Source organism: Metabacillus schmidteae, from assembly GCF_903166545.1.
In the GTDB taxonomy this organism is placed as follows: Bacteria; Bacillota; Bacilli; order Bacillales; family Bacillaceae; genus Metabacillus; species Metabacillus schmidteae.
Map to the genome: position 1 here is coordinate 2,479,199 of NZ_CAESCH010000001.1, position 16,723 is coordinate 2,495,921.

Sequence of the window (16,723 nt, forward strand, 5' to 3'; positions counted from 1 at the left end):
CGCTTGAGTGAATTAGGTAATCGACTCAAACAAGCAAGAGAAGAGAAGAAGATGAGCTTGGATGAACTCCAAGAAATCACAAAAATTCAAAAACGTTATTTAATTGGTCTAGAAGAGGGTAATTATTCAATGATGCCCGGAAAATTTTATGCCCGTGCATTTATGAAACAATATGCCGAGGCTGTTGATTTAGATCCGGAAATGCTTTTTGAAGAATATAAAAATGAAGTACCCACTACATACAAAGAAGATGTTCCTGAGCAGTTATCAAGAGTCAAAACACATAAGGAGTTACCTAAAACTGCTTCAAAATTCATTGAGATTCTTCCAAAATTGGCAGTGGTTGCTGTTATTTTCATTGTGGCTGTTCTCCTCTGGTTATGGAGACAAGATGCAACTGAAAAAAACACAGCTAATGAACAATCAACTGATCAAACAAGTGAGGTTGAGTTTGAAAAAATAGAAAACACTGCTACAAATGAAGAACAAGAAGAACAAGGGCCTCCTGCCGAAGAAAATGAAAAGGCAGTGGAAGAAGAGGCAGAAGAGAAGGAACCGGAAACACCTGCTCAAACACTAACATTAAAAGGTGCAGAAGGATCTAAAACGACGTATGAATTAACTGGAGCTGAAAAATTTGAGCTTGAGGTTATTGCAAAAGACCGTACATGGGTTGGCATAAAAAATGGTAAGGGTAAGTCTTTCTTTGGAGCAGAAATAGCCAAAGGAAATTCAGAGGTACATGATTTTACCGCTGAAACTGAGATTACAGTTCGAGTAGGGAATGTACCTGGAACTGATTTGAAAGTCAATGGTGAACTTGTCCAATATGAGGATCCAAAGAAGACACCTCAAAACATTACCATAATTTATACGAAAGAATAGGGACAGACTCAAATGAAGTGGTCAATCCTTATCCTAACACTTTAGCTATGGTATGTTAGGATAGGGATTAGACCCTTAATGAGTCGTCCCATTTTAGTTATCAACATACTTTAGAGATTACGGAGGAAAGTTAGATGAATTTACCGAATAAGATTACCATATCAAGAATATTACTTATACCAGTTTTTATGGTGATTATGTTGGCACCTTTTAACTGGGGAGAACTTACCTTTGGCAATGAAACAATTTTAGTGACGCACTTTGTTGGAGCAATTTTATTTATCATTGCTTCCACTACTGACTGGATTGATGGGTATTATGCTAGAAAGCTTAATCAAGTCACAAATTTGGGTAAGTTTTTGGATCCATTGGCAGACAAATTATTAGTATCTGCTGCTCTTATCATTTTAGTTGAGTTAGAACTAGCCCCATCATGGATGGTTATTTTAATTATCAGCCGTGAATTTGCCGTTACCGGCTTACGCCTGGTTTTGGCTGGAGAAGGAGAAGTTGTTGCAGCAAACATGTTAGGAAAAATTAAAACGTGGGCCCAAATTATTGCCATCTCAGCATTATTATTACATAACTTGCCATTTGAATTAATGAATATCCCTTTTGCAACAATTGCATTATGGGTTGCAACATTTTTTACTGTCTACTCGGGTTGGGATTATTTTAATAAAAATAAACAAGCCTTTGTTAATTCTAAATAATATAGACAAGAGGTAGATGTTCAATGGATATACGTACTGAAATCATCGCAGTTGGATCTGAATTATTATTAGGTCAGATTGTCAATACCAATGCTCAATTTTTGTCAAAGGAGCTTGCTGAGATAGGGTTAAATGTTTATTATCATACTGTTGTTGGAGATAACCCGGCTCGGCTTGAGTCAGCATTGAAGATTGCGAAAGAACGCTCAAATATCATTATCTTTACAGGTGGACTTGGCCCAACAAAAGATGATTTAACAAAAGAAACTATTTCAAAAACTTTAGGCAAAACTCTAGTATTTGATATCGATGCTTTGGAAAGTATTCAATCATACTTTGCCCAGACAAAACGGACAATGTCTGAAAATAATAAAAAGCAGGCACTTGTTATTGAGGGTTCAACTATATTAAAAAATGATAATGGCATGGCACCTGGAATGGCGTTGGAAGTTGATCAAATCATCTATATGCTTTTACCTGGACCACCTAGTGAAATGAGGCCAATGTTTCAGAATTATGGGAAAGAGTATTTTCAGAAACGACTTGGTATGCAAGAGAAAATTGTTTCACGCGTGCTAAGATATTTTGGAATTGGTGAATCCCAGCTTGAAACAGATATTCAAGACCTTATTGATGGACAAACAAATCCAACTATAGCTCCTTTAGCAACAGAAGGTGAGGTCACACTAAGGTTAACGGCAAAGCATATTGATGAAAAAATTGCCCAAGAATTGCTAGATGAAGTTGAAAAAAAGATTAATGCTCGTGTAGGAGAATTTTTCTATGGGTTTAATGAAACAACTCTTATGAATGAGTTAAAAGCACAACTACTCAACAAGAAAAAAACAGTAGCTGCAGCAGAAAGTCTTACCGGCGGTATGTTTTCAGAACTCATCACTTCTTTAAATGGTGCTTCTCGAATTTTTAATGGAAGTATTATTTCATATACAAATGAAGTAAAGATACAAAGTTTACAAGTTAAAGAAGATACTCTAAAGACATACGGGGCTGTCAGTGAACAATGTGCAAAGGAAATGGCTGAACAAGTTCGTAAACTCCTTAACAGTGATATTGGTATTAGCTTCACTGGAGCAGCCGGACCTGAGCCTCATGAAGGGCAACCTGTTGGAACTGTGTTCATCGGTATTGCGTCAGAGGAACAATCAAACGTATATGCCTTAAATTTAGCGGGTTCAAGAAAAGGAATCCGTACCAGAACGGTAAAGTATGGATGTCATTATTTAGTCAAACTATTAAATGAAATAGAATGATATAATGTAGTCTGTTATGCAAAATTCCTTTAAAGAGTTGCATAGCAGGCTTTTTTTATTTATGGGTAAACTATACTTCTTTCAATTCTTTTGCATCAATATTATTGTAGTTTCCTAGTATAATAAAAAATAGTTAAAATTAAATAGTGTATGGAAAAGTACTGTCTATTTTTGAGTTTTTTATTAGAGGAAAATTGTATTTTTTCATTTTATTTACGGGGAAAATAATCGAATAAATGTTCGATTATTACTTGGCAAATGAATGAAAAAGCGTTATATTTATTATAGATTGATTTAAAGGAGGAAATTTTGTGAGCGATCGTCAAGCCGCCTTAGATATGGCGTTAAAACAAATAGAGAAGCAATTCGGTAAAGGTTCTATCATGAAATTAGGAGAGCAAACAGATCGTAAGGTATCAACTGTCCCAAGTGGATCCTTAGCTTTGGATGCAGCGTTAGGAATCGGTGGATACCCAAGAGGTAGAATTATAGAAATATATGGACCGGAGAGTTCTGGTAAAACAACTGTTGCTCTACATGCTATTGCAGAAGTTCAACAAAAAGGTGGACAGGCAGCATTTATTGATGCAGAGCATGCACTTGACCCAGTCTACGCTCAAAAATTAGGTGTTAATATAGATGAACTATTACTATCTCAGCCTGATACTGGTGAACAGGCCCTTGAGATTGCTGAGGCACTTGTTCGTAGTGGTGCAATTGATATTCTTGTTATTGACTCAGTTGCTGCATTAGTACCAAAAGCCGAAATTGAGGGTGAAATGGGTGACTCTCACGTCGGATTACAAGCCCGTTTAATGTCACAAGCATTGCGTAAGTTGTCAGGTGCAATTAATAAATCTAAAACAATCGCAATTTTCATTAACCAAATTCGTGAAAAAGTAGGCGTTATGTTCGGTAACCCTGAAACAACTCCTGGTGGCCGAGCGCTAAAATTCTATTCTTCTGTTCGTTTAGAAGTCCGCCGTGCTGAAACTCTTAAACAGGGAAATGAAATGGTTGGGAATAAAACAAAAATTAAAGTCGTAAAAAATAAGGTTGCACCTCCATTTAAAGTGGCAGAAGTTGATATCATGTACGGAGAAGGTATTTCTAAAGAGGGAGAAATTATTGATCTTGGTTCAGAAATTGATATCGTTCAAAAAAGTGGATCCTGGTATTCATATAATGAAGAACGCTTAGGTCAGGGCCGAGAAAATGCAAAGCAATTCTTAAAAGAAAATCCTTCCATTCGATTAGAAATTCAGGAAAAGATTCGTCAACATTACGGTTTGGATGAAGAGGTAATTGCTCCGGATGAAAGCCAGGAAGAAATGGAACTTTAGGAGAATAATGTTTATTTAAAAGGGCAATTTTTGCCCTTTTTATTATGGGGAAATAAATTTGTATCAAATATTTCCAAGGTAGAACTATAGCAATATTAAACCTAATCTACTTTATTTGAATAAATAATATGACATATTTCTACATAATCCAACCTTATTTTTAGGGTTAGACCCACTCCTTCTGATATATTAACTTTCAATATGCGTGGAAACATTATTGTGACAGGCTTGACAATAAAAATTCACAGATTTACAATTGAGATGTATATTTTACATTTTTGTAGAATCATGATTGAAGCATTTTGAAAGCAGAAAATGTTGGTACTTTATTTTGTCTTATCTCATCTCATGTAAAGACGCAAAGAGTTCAACATGAAAAAAAAGCTTTGAGCTGTATGTTGACAACTTATAATTGAACAATGTACATGCCGACACTTTAATCTAGAAAAACAAGTTCATAGCAAGAGGAGGTGTAATGATGGACGTAGTATCAATAATCATCTCCATTTTGCTTGGCCTAATCGTCGGTGCAGTTGTTGGCTATTTTGTTCGAAAATCGATTGCCGAAGCGAAAATTGCTGGCGCTACTCATGCAGCAGAGCAAATTCTTGAAGATGCAAAACGTGACGCTGAGGCTACTAAGAAGGAAGCCCTTCTTGAAGCAAAGGATGAAATCCATAAGCTGCGCACTGATGCAGAACAAGAAGTTCGCGAAAGACGCAATGAGCTTCAAAAACAAGAAAATCGCTTATTACAAAAGGAAGAGAATCTTGACCGTAAGGACGAGTCTTTAGATAAACGAGAGGTTATGCTAGAGAGAAAAGAAGGTTCTCTGAATGAAAGACAACAGCATATTGAAGAGATGGAAAGCAAAGTGGACGAGATTGTGCGTAAACAGCAGACAGAGCTTGAACGCATTTCTAGCCTTACACGAGATGAAGCAAGAAGCATCATTCTTGAAAAGGTTGAAAATGAACTCACACATGATATTGCGATCATGATTAAAGAAAGTGAGAATCGTGCTAAGGAAGAAGCTGACAAAAAGGCTAAAGAAATCCTGTCACTTGCTATTCAACGATGTGCAGCAGATCACGTAGCCGAAACAACCGTGTCTGTAGTTAATCTTCCAAATGATGAAATGAAAGGTCGTATTATCGGACGTGAGGGACGTAATATCCGTACATTAGAAACTCTAACAGGTATAGATCTCATCATTGACGATACTCCAGAGGCGGTCATTTTATCAGGCTTTGACCCAATTCGACGCGAAACGGCTAGAATTGCTTTAGACAAGCTTGTACAAGATGGACGAATTCACCCTGCCAGAATCGAGGAGATGGTTGAAAAATCTCGTCGTGAAGTGGATGAATACATTCGTGAAATCGGTGAGCAAACGACGTTTGAAGTAGGAGTTCATGGACTTCACCCTGATTTGATTAAAATACTTGGACGCTTAAAATTCAGAACAAGTTATGGCCAAAATGTATTAAAGCACTCAATGGAAGTTGCTTTCTTATCAGGTTTAATGGCTGCAGAGCTTGGTGAAGATGAATTACTGGCAAAACGAGCAGGATTACTACATGATATCGGGAAAGCCATCGACCATGAAGTTGAAGGAAGCCACGTAGAAATTGGTGTAGAATTAGCTACGAAGTACAAAGAGCATCCTGTTGTCATTAATAGTATTGCTTCACACCATGGTGATACAGAGCCAACTTCAATTATTGCTGTCATTGTGGCTGCTGCTGATGCATTATCAGCTGCAAGACCTGGTGCACGTAGTGAAACGCTTGAAAATTATATTCGTCGCTTAGAAAAGCTTGAAGAGATTTCTGAATCCTATGAGGGTGTTGAAAAATCATTTGCTATTCAGGCGGGGCGTGAAGTTCGTATTATGGTTAAGCCTGACACGATCGATGATTTACAGGCGCATCGTTTGGCGAGAGACATTCGAAAACGAATAGAAGAAGAGCTCGACTATCCTGGTCATATTAAAGTTACTGTGATTCGAGAAACGAGAGCAGTTGAATATGCAAAATAAAGTGGTGCAGAAATGCGCCACTTTATTTTTGTGTTTGTTTAGGAAATTATAAAATTCTTGAACTGTGGATAAACGCTTTAACATCCAGCTCCAGCGCCTAGCCCCTCGAGGTCATAAGCCACAAATGAATTGAAGACAAAAAACGTCTTCTATTCATTTGCGTCTTATGCTTGTCGGGCCTGACCAAGGAGCTTGCGCTTTTGTACTATTTTGTGCAACACTAGATGTAATACTTAAAAGTAAAGAGGGTACATAAATGAAAATATTATTTATCGGGGATGTTTTTGGATCACCAGGTCGTGATATGGTGAAAGAATATTTACCTAAGTTAAAAACAAAATATCAACCACATGCTGTTATTATCAACGGAGAGAATGCAGCACATGGAAGAGGTATTACAGAAAAGATTTATCAGCAATTCATTCAACAAGGTGCACATGTAGTAACAATGGGAAATCACACTTGGGATAACCGTGACATCTTTGAGTTTATTGATGATACAACTCAAATGATCCGGCCTGCCAATTTTCCTGAAAATAATCCTGGAAAAGGTATGACTTTTATTTCTGTAGGTGGAAAAGAAATAGCGGTTATTAATTTACAAGGACGTGCATTTTTACCACCTTCAGAATGTCCTTTTAAAAAAGCTGATGAGTTAATTGAACAAGCTAAGAAACGAACTTCGATTATTTTTGTTGATTTCCATGCCGAAGCAACGAGTGAAAAACAAGCCATGGGCTGGTATTTAAATGGGCGAGCTTCTGTTGTTGTAGGGACACATACGCATGTTCAAACAGCTGATGAGCGGATATTGGATAAAGGGACTGCATACATTACAGATGTTGGGATGACAGGTCCTTATGATGGAATCTTAGGTGTAGACAAAGACATGATTTTAAAGAGATTTTTAACAGGTCTTCCAGTCCGTCATGACGTTGCAGAGGGTAAAACTCAATTAAGTGGTGTCGTAATTGATGTAAATGATAAAACTGGAAAAGCAAGTAAAATAGACCGTATTCAAATAAATGATGATCATATGTTCTTTGAATAAGCATTTTATAAAGTAGATTTATATATAAGTGTGAATTTTTCGAAATAATGTGCGAACAAGCAGGAATATATTTAAACTCTAGTGAATATAGTATCAATGGATATATAACTAACACTGTTTGAAAGGAATTTAGGGGAGGTCCTTTTAAACAATATAGACCAAAGATTGTTCTAATGAACACTCAAGGATTCATTGAAAATAAGGGGGAACTAGAAATGGAAATATTAAAGGTTTCAGCAAAATCAAATCCTAATTCAGTTGCTGGTGCTTTAGCCGGAGTCTTGAGGGAGAGAGGTGCTGCAGAAATCCAGGCAATTGGTGCAGGAGCCCTTAATCAAGCGGTAAAAGCTGTAGCAATCGCCAGAGGATTCGTAGCTCCAAGCGGTGTTGATTTAATTTGTATTCCTGCATTTACAGATATTCAAATAGATGGTGAAGAACGTACTGCTATAAAATTAATCGTAGAGCCTAGATAATACCTCTACTAAAAAATGGGTTTGACTCTATGAGTCAAGCCCTGTTTTTTTATGCTAAAGATGATAAGTACAAGAAAAGAAGATGAAGGAGACGATGGTCTTGCAAATATTTGATGCACATTGTGACATGCTTTTAAAACTTTGGGAAAATCCAAAAATAGATGTTTTTAAGGATGATCGTCTACATGTAAATATATCCAGTCTGAAAAAAGGAAACAAGAGTATTCAGTGTTTTGCGATCTTTGTACCTGAGAATATCCCTTTTTCACAACGGCTATCTGTTGCACAACAACAAATCAATATCTTTTATCAAAAAATATTGCACCAATTCCCGGAGATAAAACTATTAAAGAGTAAGGCTGATCTTGAAGACCTAAAAGAGGGGGAAACAGGTGCTATTTTAACACTTGAAGGATGTGATGCCATAGGCGATCAAATTGCTAACCTAGAGTTGTTATATGAACTTGGGATTCGCTCTGTTGGGTTAACGTGGAATTATGCCAATTTAGTGGCAGATGGTGTCTTAGAAAAGCGAAATGCAGGTTTAACTAACTTTGGAAGAGAAGTTATTCTCTTTTTAAACAGACAACAGATGTGGACAGACCTATCACATGCCAGTGAAAGAAGCTTCTGGGAAGCTTTAGATTTAGCAGACTTTCCAATTACTACTCATTCAAATGTCTATCAATTATGCTCACATGTTCGAAATTTGAAAGACGAACAAATCGTTGCACTTTTTAGGAAAAAAGGTGTCATAGGTGTGACATTTGTTCCTTTTTTTACTTCAGACCAATCTAAACCGACTATTGCTACTCTTATCAAACATGTTGATTATTTATGCTCATTGGGTGGAGAAAATCAAATTGGATTTGGGTCAGATTTTGATGGAATTGATGAAACGATTGTTGGACTTGAAAATTATTCTTGCTATGAAGAATTAGCAAATGAGTTACTTCGTCATTATTCTGATACCCAAGTGAAAAAGTTCCTTTATCGGAATTTAGTTGATTATCTTCCTTTTTAATATTTTATGTAAGCTCTTGAATTTTTTCTTTTTAAGGTCTACAATTGAATACGTTTAGTGTAAATCAAATTATTTTACTAAGCTTTGAACTACATAGCAACTAATAAAAAAGTTAGTATACTAAAACATGTTTAAATCTAAAAAAGAGAATAAATCGAATGTGAAAATTGGGGAGTGTAGTATACATGATTAGTCAACTTTCCTGGAAAGTTGGTGGACAGCAAGGTGAGGGTATTGAAAGTACTGGAGAAGTATTCTCAATTGCTTTAAATCGACTAGGGTATTTTTTATATGGATATCGCCATTTTTCTTCTCGAATTAAAGGTGGCCACACGAATAACAAAATCCGTGTTAGTACGACACAAGTACGTGCTATCTCTGATGAGCTTGATATTTTAGTAGCTTTTGATCAAGAAACAATTGATGTGAATTTTCATGAACTTCGAGATGGTGGTATTGTTCTTGCAGATGCAAAGTTCAATCCGACAATTCCTGAGAATGTGAACATAACACTATTTTCTGTTCCATTTACGGAAATTGCAACAGAACTTGGAACTTCGCTTATGAAAAACATGGTAGCTATTGGTGCGACAAGTGCTATTTTAGATATTGATGCAGGTCAATATCACGAGGTAGTCCAAGAAATTTATGGCCGAAAAGGTGAACAAATTGTTGCAAAGAATATGCAAGCCATAGAAAATGGAGCGAAATTCCTGAAAGAGGAGCTTTCATATAATCGAGAAGATCTATATTTAGAAAAAGCTGACGGAAACAAGCGTATGTTTATGATCGGTAATGATGCAATTGCTTTAGGTGCAATTGCAGGAGGATCACGCTTTATGGCGGCATACCCAATAACTCCTGCTTCTGAAATAATGGAATACTTAATTAAAAAATTACCTAAATTCGGTGGAGCTGTTATTCAGACAGAAGATGAAATTGCTGCTTGTACAATGGCCATTGGTGCAAACTATGCTGGAGCACGTACATTTACTGCATCTGCAGGACCTGGTTTATCACTTATGATGGAAGCAATCGGATTATCAGGAATGACTGAACAACCGCTTGTGATTATTGATACACAACGTGGTGGACCAAGTACAGGTTTGCCAACAAAGCAGGAGCAATCTGATTTAATGGCAATGATCTATGGCACACACGGAGAAATACCTAAAGTAGTTATGGCTCCAAGTACAGTTCAAGAAGCATTTTATGACACGATTGAAGCTTTTAACATAGCGGAAGAATACCAAGTTCCTGTTATTCTTTTAACAGATTTACAACTTTCATTAGGAAAACAAACTGTTGAGCCATTAGATTATAGTAAAATTGAAATCCGTCGTGGAAAATTAGTATCTGATGACTTACCAGAGGCTGAAAATAAGGCATATTTTAAAAGGTTTGAAGTAACCGAGGATGGTGTATCACCACGTGTTATTCCGGGTATGAAACATGGTATTCACCATGTAACGGGTGTAGAGCATGATGAAACAGGAAAGCCTTCGGAATCAGCAAGTAATCGTGTAGATCAAATGGATAAACGTTTAAGAAAATTAAACAATCTACAATTTAAGAATCCAGTTCATAAAAATGTTTCCCATGAAAATCCTGATGTTTTATTAGTAGGCTACATTTCAACTAGAGGGACTATTGAAGAAGCGATGGCAAGGCTTGAAGCAGATGGAATCAACGTAAACCATGCACAAATTCGCTTAATTCACCCATTCCCAACAGAAGAAATGCTGCCATTAGTAGAGGCAGCTAAAAGTGTGATTGTTGTTGAGAATAATGCAACAGGTCAACTGGCAAGTTTATTAAAAATGAATGTGGGACATGCTGGCAAGATATCATCCCTATTAAAATATGATGGAAATCCATTCTTACCTCATGAAATTCATACAAGAAGCAAGGAGTTGATCTAACATGGCAGCAACAACATTTAAAGATTTCCGTAATAATGTAAAACCAAACTGGTGTCCAGGATGTGGCGATTTTTCTGTACAAGCAGCTATTCAACGTGCTGCCGCTAATGTAGGTCTTACACCTGAAAATTTAGCTGTTGTATCTGGTATTGGTTGTTCTGGACGTATCTCAGGCTATATCAATTCATACGGTTTCCATGGTATTCATGGTAGATCTTTGCCAATTGCTCAGGGAGTTAAGATGGCAAATAAAGATTTAACCGTTATTGCTTCTGGTGGAGACGGTGATGGCTTTGCAATCGGGATGGGCCATACCATCCATGCGATTCGCCGTAATATTGATATCACGTATATTGTTATGGACAATCAAATTTATGGTCTGACAAAGGGGCAAACCTCACCACGAAGTGATGCAGGGTTCGTGACAAAAAGTACACCACAAGGATCAATTGAATCATCACTTTCTGTCATGGAAATGGCATTAACGGCAGGAGCAACTTTTGTTGCACAAAGCTTTTCAACTGATTTGAAAGATTTAACAGCATTAATTGAGGCTGGGATTAACCATAAAGGTTTTTCTTTAATCAATGTATTTAGTCCTTGTGTTACGTACAATAAAGTAAACACATATGACTGGTTTAAAGAAAATCTCACAAAACTTGCAACAATTGAAGAATATGATCCACACAACAAAGAGTTGGCTATGCAAACGTTGATGAAACATAATGGATTAGTAACAGGATTAATCTATCAAAATACAGAGCAAAAATCATACCAAGATATGATCAATGGCTACAGCGAGACTCCGCTTTCACAAACGCAACTAGAAATAGATGAGGAAGAGTTCAATAAACTAGTGGCAGAATTTATGTAAGTTAGCAAAAAGGACTGATGATGATTCATCAGTCCTTTACTTGTTAGAAAATGAATGTCTGAATTTTTATCCAATTGAAATTATTACGAAACATCATGTAAAATTGAATTTCTGTAATTTTTCAAAGTAGAAAATATAAAGTAAACTAGAATAAGAAAAGTAAATTAGTAGGTGTAAGAAAGTTATGAAAATAATCATTGCTGAAAAGCCTGATCAAGCTTCAACCCTTTGTGCACAATTTCAACGAATAAAACGGGATGGGTATTTTGAAATAAAACCAAATGAGTTATTCCCTAATGGAGCATTTTGTACATGGGCGATTGGACATTTAACAGAATTAAGTCCACCGGAAGCATACAAATCTGAATGGAAAAAATGGTCCATTCCAATGTTGCCGATCATTCCTGAGAAGTTTCAATATGAGGTAACGAAATCCAAAGCAAAGCAGTTTTATATTATTAAACAGCTTCTTACAAATCCAGCAATTACAGAAATTATCCATGCAGGGGATGCTGGGCGAGAGGGAGAGTTAATTATTCGGAATATTATTCATTTGATCGGTGTAAAAAAACCAATCAAAAGATTGTGGATTTCGTCTTTAACTCCTGCATCAATATATGAAGGTTTTAAACAGTTATTAGATGATGAAAAAACAAAAAATCTATTTTATGAAGCTTATTCCCGGGCATGTGCTGATTGGTTAGTCGGTATGAATGCATCAAGAGTATATTCTCTTCTGTTAAAAGACCATGGAATGAATGATGTTTTTTCTGCAGGACGTGTTCAAACACCAACACTCGCGCTTATTGTCAAACGTGAAAGAGAGATTGATGAATTCAAACCGGAACTCTTTTGGGAAATTATTGCCACTTTTAAGGTGAATGGTAAAAAATATAAAGGAAAATGGCATAAAGATCAGCAAACACGAGTGATGGATCAGGAGCTTGCAAATAAGATTGCAGCATTTTGTAATGGTAAGCCAGCTTCCATTAAGGATTTAAAGACCGAACGTAAAGAATATCAGCCACCACTTTTATTTAATTTATCATCTCTTCAGGCAACTGCTAACAAGGCATTCAAATTTTCGCCAAAGAAAACATTAGATATCGTTCAGTCTCTGTATCAGAAAGGAATCGTTTCTTATCCAAGAAGTGATTCAACATATGTTACAAGGGGTGAAGCAGAACAGTTTCCTGAGATTCTTCAAAAGGTAAGTGCTTTTGAAGAATATAGAAACCTATTTCCTTTACCGAAAAATTCTATTCTAAAAAACCCACGTTATGTGAATGAAAAAAAGGTAACAGATCACTATGCCATAATCCCGACAGAACAAGTACGTGATCCCAAGAAGCTACCTGCAGATGAACAAAAAATTTATGATATGATCGTCCGAAGATTGATTGCTGCCCACTATGACCAGGCAATTTACGATTATTCAACTCTCATTACACTCGTTGATAATCGTGCGGAATTTATAACAAAAGGTAAGCAGCAAATTCAGGAAGGCTGGCGTAAAGTCATTTTTCAGGATGATAAGGAAAAAGATGAGTTGCTGCCTAATCTGCAAATAAATGATAATGGAATCGTGGATAAAATAGATACAAAAGAAGGAAAAACACAACCTCCTAAACGGTATACAGAAGGTCAATTAATAACGTTAATGAAAACAGCAGGTAAGTACCTAGAAAATGACGAACTTGAAAAGGTATTAAGTAAAGTGGAAGGATTAGGAACAGAAGCCACAAGAGCTGGTATTATTACGATGCTTAAAGATCGAAAATATATTGAAATTAAGAAAAATCAAGTTTATGCAACTGATAAAGCCAAAGTTCTAATCAGGGCGATTGGTGATCATATTTTGGCTTCTCCGGAAATGACAGCAAAATGGGAACAAAGACTTTCAGAAATTGGTGAGGGGCAGGCATCACCTTCTGCTTTTATGGAACAAACCAAAAAGCTTTCTTCGAAAATCGTTTCAGATGCGATCACTGTTTCAAACTCATGGAATTTTGAAGGCTTAAAGGTTGAATCCATTCAACGAAGTTCCTCATCACGATTTACGATAGGAAAGAAGGTTGGAAAATGTAAGCTTTGTGATGGTGATGTCGTCGATAAGGGCGAGTTTTATGGTTGTGCAAACTACAAAAATAATCAATGTAAATTTACCATATCAAAAAAGGTTCTTGGGAAGAAGATTTCGCATACTAATGCACAAAAACTTTTAAAAGAGGGTCAGACAAACTTGATAAAAGGCTTTAAAAAAGGTGAAAAGACTTTTGATGCAAAGTTGGAATGGAAATCGGGAAAAATTAGTTTTCTTTTTGAAGTAGGTTCAAAAAAAACATAGTTTATAACACTATCATGATTGTTAGTTGTTAGCTATAGAATTATAACCCAAAAATCTAGGCAATCACCCTATTATTGAACCCCCTAAATGGAATATTCATATGCTACATTAGTCCATTTAGGAGGGGAGAATATGTATCTTAGGAAAGTGTTAAACAATAAAGGCTTAGGTAATGAGAACATACAAGGTATCGGTCCTGAAGCCGTAAGGTTTAAATATATCAACGATATTCATGAACATTCGAACCATTATTATGTTGAAGGAACAATTTATCAAGTTGGTCTTGATTTTGTCGACATAGTAGATGAAGGTTGTCTAACAACTATTATGACAGAAAAAATTACGAATATTAAATGGCTGGATCCAAAATGTCGTGAAATTGCTGATAAATGTCATTGTCACGATTCGTGTAAATGTATAGAATTTCATAGATGCCTGGAATGTAAAGATAAGGATGATCAAAAAAGACGCATTTCTATGAGGGCAAGAAATAATAAATGCATGAAATGTAAAAAAGCTGCTTGTAGTTGGTTGGAAAAGAGAAAAAAAGAGTGTAGCCATCATCATGACCGCTGTCATCAAGACTTTACTTGCTTTTGTGATCATGCCATTCCATTATGTGACGAACGTTTCGAAATACGATTAGCTGGTCTTACAGATGACCTGAATTTTCAATTATGGAAGCATAAAGGTTGTAAAGTTAGAATTAATATATAAAGAGTATCAAGGATGATATCAAATAAAAGAAAGGGAAAGCCTCCGAATTCTTTTCGAAGGCTTTCTCTTTCTTTTATTTAATTCAAATTACGTAGAAATTTGATGTTCATTACAATTCAAATACTTGTTAGTCAATGCTTCTTGTTCAATTTCAATCCAACACATTTCATCAAAATCTATACCTTGTTTTTCATTATCCATAGTGATTTCTATTCTTCTATTATTAACATTCCTTAAAACTCCGTCTAATTCATCTTTACTTTTATCAGCTCTCACATACACGAAACACCCTACATAGCTTTCCAGAAATAATTCTAATTTTAAACCGAAAAAAAGGTTGATAAGAAAAGGACTTTTTGAAACTACTTGAGCAAAATTAAATGTAAGAGATCTTCTAAGACAAGGATGAATATCAATTAGTTTTGGTTTTTGTTCTGAATTTTTTTCTTCTATATTTATATCTTTTATTAAAATGATTCGTTCAAATGGGATAGCGAAAATGTTTCCAACGCTAGACTCTAAAAGGACAAAGTTCAAGCCAACATCGACAAGGTATCCCTCCAGTCCTTGTTGCTCTTCCTGACAATTTATGGTAACGGAAACATGTTGATTCACTAATTTTTTTAAACTTAACTGAATGGTTCTTAAATTTTCTTCATCTCTTTCTAACGCTAATGAGAGCAGTAGTTCATTAGCTTGTTCAATACATTCTGTAATCTCCGCCAATTCATTTAGTGAGAATGTACTGTTAGGAGAGGGGAATGCTGGTTGACGGTGGTCCACAGGACATGTTATTGATGTACAGAAAAAATCACGATTGTTTTTATCTGGGGCACAATCAAAGCAGTGAATATCTTCGTTATTAAATTTCTTAGCTGTAACTTTAGAATTCTTTCTTCTTAGTTGTTTAATGGAAGGCACACTCCTTTCATAGTTATATACCCAGTATATGGATGGAAATTGGTTTTGGTATGGGCGATGAAAGATAAAGATTAATAAAGGGGTAAATTTAAATGGCAACAATTTAATTACAAAAAAAATCCAATTGATAGAATATCAATAGAATAACGACAAGCCTAGTTTTCATACAAATGAACCATAGGACGATCATAAGGTGGTTTTTTCATGCTAGGAGGTTATCTAGGGTTTCTTCTTTATGGGAATTTGTTGCTACTCGCAATAACTTATTTGTATTTATTTCACATTAGAAAGCTGATTGGTTTTCAATTAGGAATGAACATTACGAATATGGCTGGAGGATTTATTACGATCGTCACAGGCGTTATTTTAATTTACCAATTTCCTATGCAGTTTGTTGCAGTTACGATTGTAACAACGATGATCGGTATGATAGTTGGTGCATTATTTGGAGGATTATTTGATTATCAAACACTTTTAACTGGTTATGCAAATGGGTTAATGATGGGACTAATGGCTCCGATGATTGGGGCAGTTGCAAAAAATAGTGTTATCTTTTTATTTTTTTTAGAAGGAATGTTTATTTTGTCACTTTTGTTATTCGTCCTTTCTGCAAGACATACATAGTGATGAAAGGATACTTTCTCAATGACTATATTTCTTATTTGTACCGTTATATTTAACATGTTAATTAGTATTACAATTTATAAAATTCTAGTTAGAAAAAAGAAAATCTTTAATGACCGTTTTGGCATGATTATGGCCATGAGTTTAAGTGGAGTGATAAGTTTAAGTATTGCAATGAACATTCAATTTTTGTTCTCAGTTCCTTCTGTACCATTGATGATTATAACTGTACTCACTGGTGGCTTTATAGGTGTTTTGTTTGGTTCGTTAGTGAAATTTCAATCTCTTTTAGCTGGATATTCTCAAGGGATTTTAGGTAGTGTTATGGGAAGTATGTTTGGTGCTGTTGTATTAGATCCCGCACTCTGTAGTCTACCTATTGCATATGTAGAGACTATTCAGCAGAATACGATAATATTTAGTCTGTTTTCTACTTGTCTAGTTTTAAGCACATCTTTTTTAATTTATTATTCGTTAAGAGTATAAGCAGTTAACCACCTTGGCTAAGGGGGAT

15 protein-coding genes are annotated in these 16,723 nt (G+C 35.7%); 14 read left to right on the forward strand and 1 reads right to left on the reverse strand.

The annotated features are described in order from the left end of the window. Positions 1-3 precede the first annotated feature (3 nt). The 12 genes from HWV59_RS11885 to HWV59_RS11940 all read left to right on the forward strand — a co-directional run bounded on the left by HWV59_RS11885 (position 4) and on the right by HWV59_RS11940 (position 14,664). Positions 4-885 (forward strand): helix-turn-helix domain-containing protein, encoded by an 882-nt coding sequence (locus HWV59_RS11885; protein WP_175638910.1) that lies wholly within the window; start codon positions 4-6, stop codon positions 883-885. Positions 886-1,019: 134 nt separating this feature from the next. Continuing rightward, on the forward strand, positions 1,020-1,598 hold the full coding sequence (gene pgsA / locus HWV59_RS11890) for a CDP-diacylglycerol--glycerol-3-phosphate 3-phosphatidyltransferase (RefSeq protein ID WP_175638911.1): 579 nt from the start codon (positions 1,020-1,022) through the stop codon (positions 1,596-1,598). 23 nt (positions 1,599-1,621) lie between these two features. Beyond that, on the forward strand, positions 1,622-2,869 hold the full coding sequence (locus tag HWV59_RS11895) for a competence/damage-inducible protein A (protein ID WP_328824246.1): 1,248 nt from the start codon (positions 1,622-1,624) through the stop codon (positions 2,867-2,869). Positions 2,870-3,180: 311 nt separating this feature from the next. Next, entirely contained in the window at positions 3,181-4,212 is a 1,032-nt protein-coding gene (gene recA / locus HWV59_RS11900) for a recombinase RecA (RefSeq protein WP_175638912.1), read from the forward strand. 478 nt (positions 4,213-4,690) lie between these two features. Then, the gene (rny, locus tag HWV59_RS11905; protein WP_407941574.1) at positions 4,691-6,253 is read left to right on the forward strand and encodes a ribonuclease Y; all 1,563 of its coding nucleotides are present in this window, start codon (positions 4,691-4,693) and stop codon (positions 6,251-6,253) included. 256 nt (positions 6,254-6,509) lie between these two features. After that, on the forward strand, positions 6,510-7,304 hold the full coding sequence (locus HWV59_RS11910) for a TIGR00282 family metallophosphoesterase (protein ID WP_175638913.1): 795 nt from the start codon (positions 6,510-6,512) through the stop codon (positions 7,302-7,304). 215 nt (positions 7,305-7,519) lie between these two features. Continuing rightward, positions 7,520-7,780: a stage V sporulation protein SpoVS gene (gene spoVS / locus HWV59_RS11915; RefSeq protein ID WP_003181955.1), complete on the forward strand. Its 261-nt coding sequence runs from the start codon at positions 7,520-7,522 to the stop codon at positions 7,778-7,780. Positions 7,781-7,880: 100 nt separating this feature from the next. After that, a complete protein-coding gene (locus HWV59_RS11920) occupies positions 7,881-8,804 on the forward strand; it encodes a dipeptidase (protein ID WP_175638914.1) in 924 nt (307 codons plus the stop codon). Positions 8,805-8,989: 185 nt separating this feature from the next. After that, positions 8,990-10,726, forward strand: a complete 1,737-nt coding sequence (locus tag HWV59_RS11925) for a 2-oxoacid:acceptor oxidoreductase subunit alpha (protein ID WP_175638915.1) — start codon at positions 8,990-8,992, stop codon at positions 10,724-10,726. Position 10,727: 1 nt separating this feature from the next. Beyond that, complete coding sequence (locus HWV59_RS11930; protein WP_175638916.1) at positions 10,728-11,600, forward strand: 2-oxoacid:ferredoxin oxidoreductase subunit beta; 873 nt, start codon at positions 10,728-10,730, stop codon at positions 11,598-11,600. A gap of 184 nt (positions 11,601-11,784) precedes the next feature. Continuing rightward, complete coding sequence (locus HWV59_RS11935) at positions 11,785-13,947, forward strand: DNA topoisomerase III (RefSeq protein WP_175638917.1); 2,163 nt, start codon at positions 11,785-11,787, stop codon at positions 13,945-13,947. 132 nt (positions 13,948-14,079) lie between these two features. Next, entirely contained in the window at positions 14,080-14,664 is a 585-nt protein-coding gene (locus HWV59_RS11940) for a hypothetical protein (RefSeq protein ID WP_175638918.1), read from the forward strand. 87 nt (positions 14,665-14,751) lie between these two features. On the opposite strand, the gene HWV59_RS11945 is transcribed toward HWV59_RS11940, so the two are convergent. Further along, the gene (locus HWV59_RS11945; RefSeq protein ID WP_175638919.1) at positions 14,752-15,585 is read right to left on the reverse strand and encodes a hypothetical protein; all 834 of its coding nucleotides are present in this window, start codon (positions 15,583-15,585) and stop codon (positions 14,752-14,754) included. A gap of 204 nt (positions 15,586-15,789) precedes the next feature. Here HWV59_RS11945 and HWV59_RS11950 point away from each other — a divergent pair, with 204 nt between their 5' ends. Continuing rightward, complete coding sequence (locus HWV59_RS11950) at positions 15,790-16,209, forward strand: hypothetical protein (RefSeq protein ID WP_175638920.1); 420 nt, start codon at positions 15,790-15,792, stop codon at positions 16,207-16,209. 21 nt (positions 16,210-16,230) lie between these two features. Beyond that, positions 16,231-16,695 carry a hypothetical protein gene (locus HWV59_RS11955; protein ID WP_175638921.1) on the forward strand — a complete coding sequence of 155 codons (465 nt, stop codon included), beginning with the start codon at positions 16,231-16,233 and terminating at the stop codon, positions 16,693-16,695. Positions 16,696-16,723: the final 28 nt, after the last annotated feature.

Bases quoted from the DNA above. Each gene is read 5' to 3' on its own strand.
- pgsA (WP_175638911.1), top strand. From the start codon at position 1,020: ATGAATTTACCGAATAAGATTACCATATCAAGAATATTACTTATACCA.
- HWV59_RS11895 (WP_328824246.1), top strand. From the start codon at position 1,622: ATGGATATACGTACTGAAATCATCGCAGTTGGATCTGAATTATTATTA.
- rny (WP_407941574.1), top strand. From the start codon at position 4,691: ATGGACGTAGTATCAATAATCATCTCCATTTTGCTTGGCCTAATCGTC.
- HWV59_RS11910 (WP_175638913.1), top strand. From the start codon at position 6,510: ATGAAAATATTATTTATCGGGGATGTTTTTGGATCACCAGGTCGTGAT.
- spoVS (WP_003181955.1), top strand. From the start codon at position 7,520: ATGGAAATATTAAAGGTTTCAGCAAAATCAAATCCTAATTCAGTTGCT.
- HWV59_RS11925 (WP_175638915.1), top strand. From the start codon at position 8,990: ATGATTAGTCAACTTTCCTGGAAAGTTGGTGGACAGCAAGGTGAGGGT.
- HWV59_RS11930 (WP_175638916.1), top strand. From the start codon at position 10,728: ATGGCAGCAACAACATTTAAAGATTTCCGTAATAATGTAAAACCAAAC.
- HWV59_RS11935 (WP_175638917.1), top strand. From the start codon at position 11,785: ATGAAAATAATCATTGCTGAAAAGCCTGATCAAGCTTCAACCCTTTGT.
- HWV59_RS11940 (WP_175638918.1), top strand. From the start codon at position 14,080: ATGTATCTTAGGAAAGTGTTAAACAATAAAGGCTTAGGTAATGAGAAC.
- HWV59_RS11950 (WP_175638920.1), top strand. From the start codon at position 15,790: ATGCTAGGAGGTTATCTAGGGTTTCTTCTTTATGGGAATTTGTTGCTA.
- HWV59_RS11955 (WP_175638921.1), top strand. From the start codon at position 16,231: ATGACTATATTTCTTATTTGTACCGTTATATTTAACATGTTAATTAGT.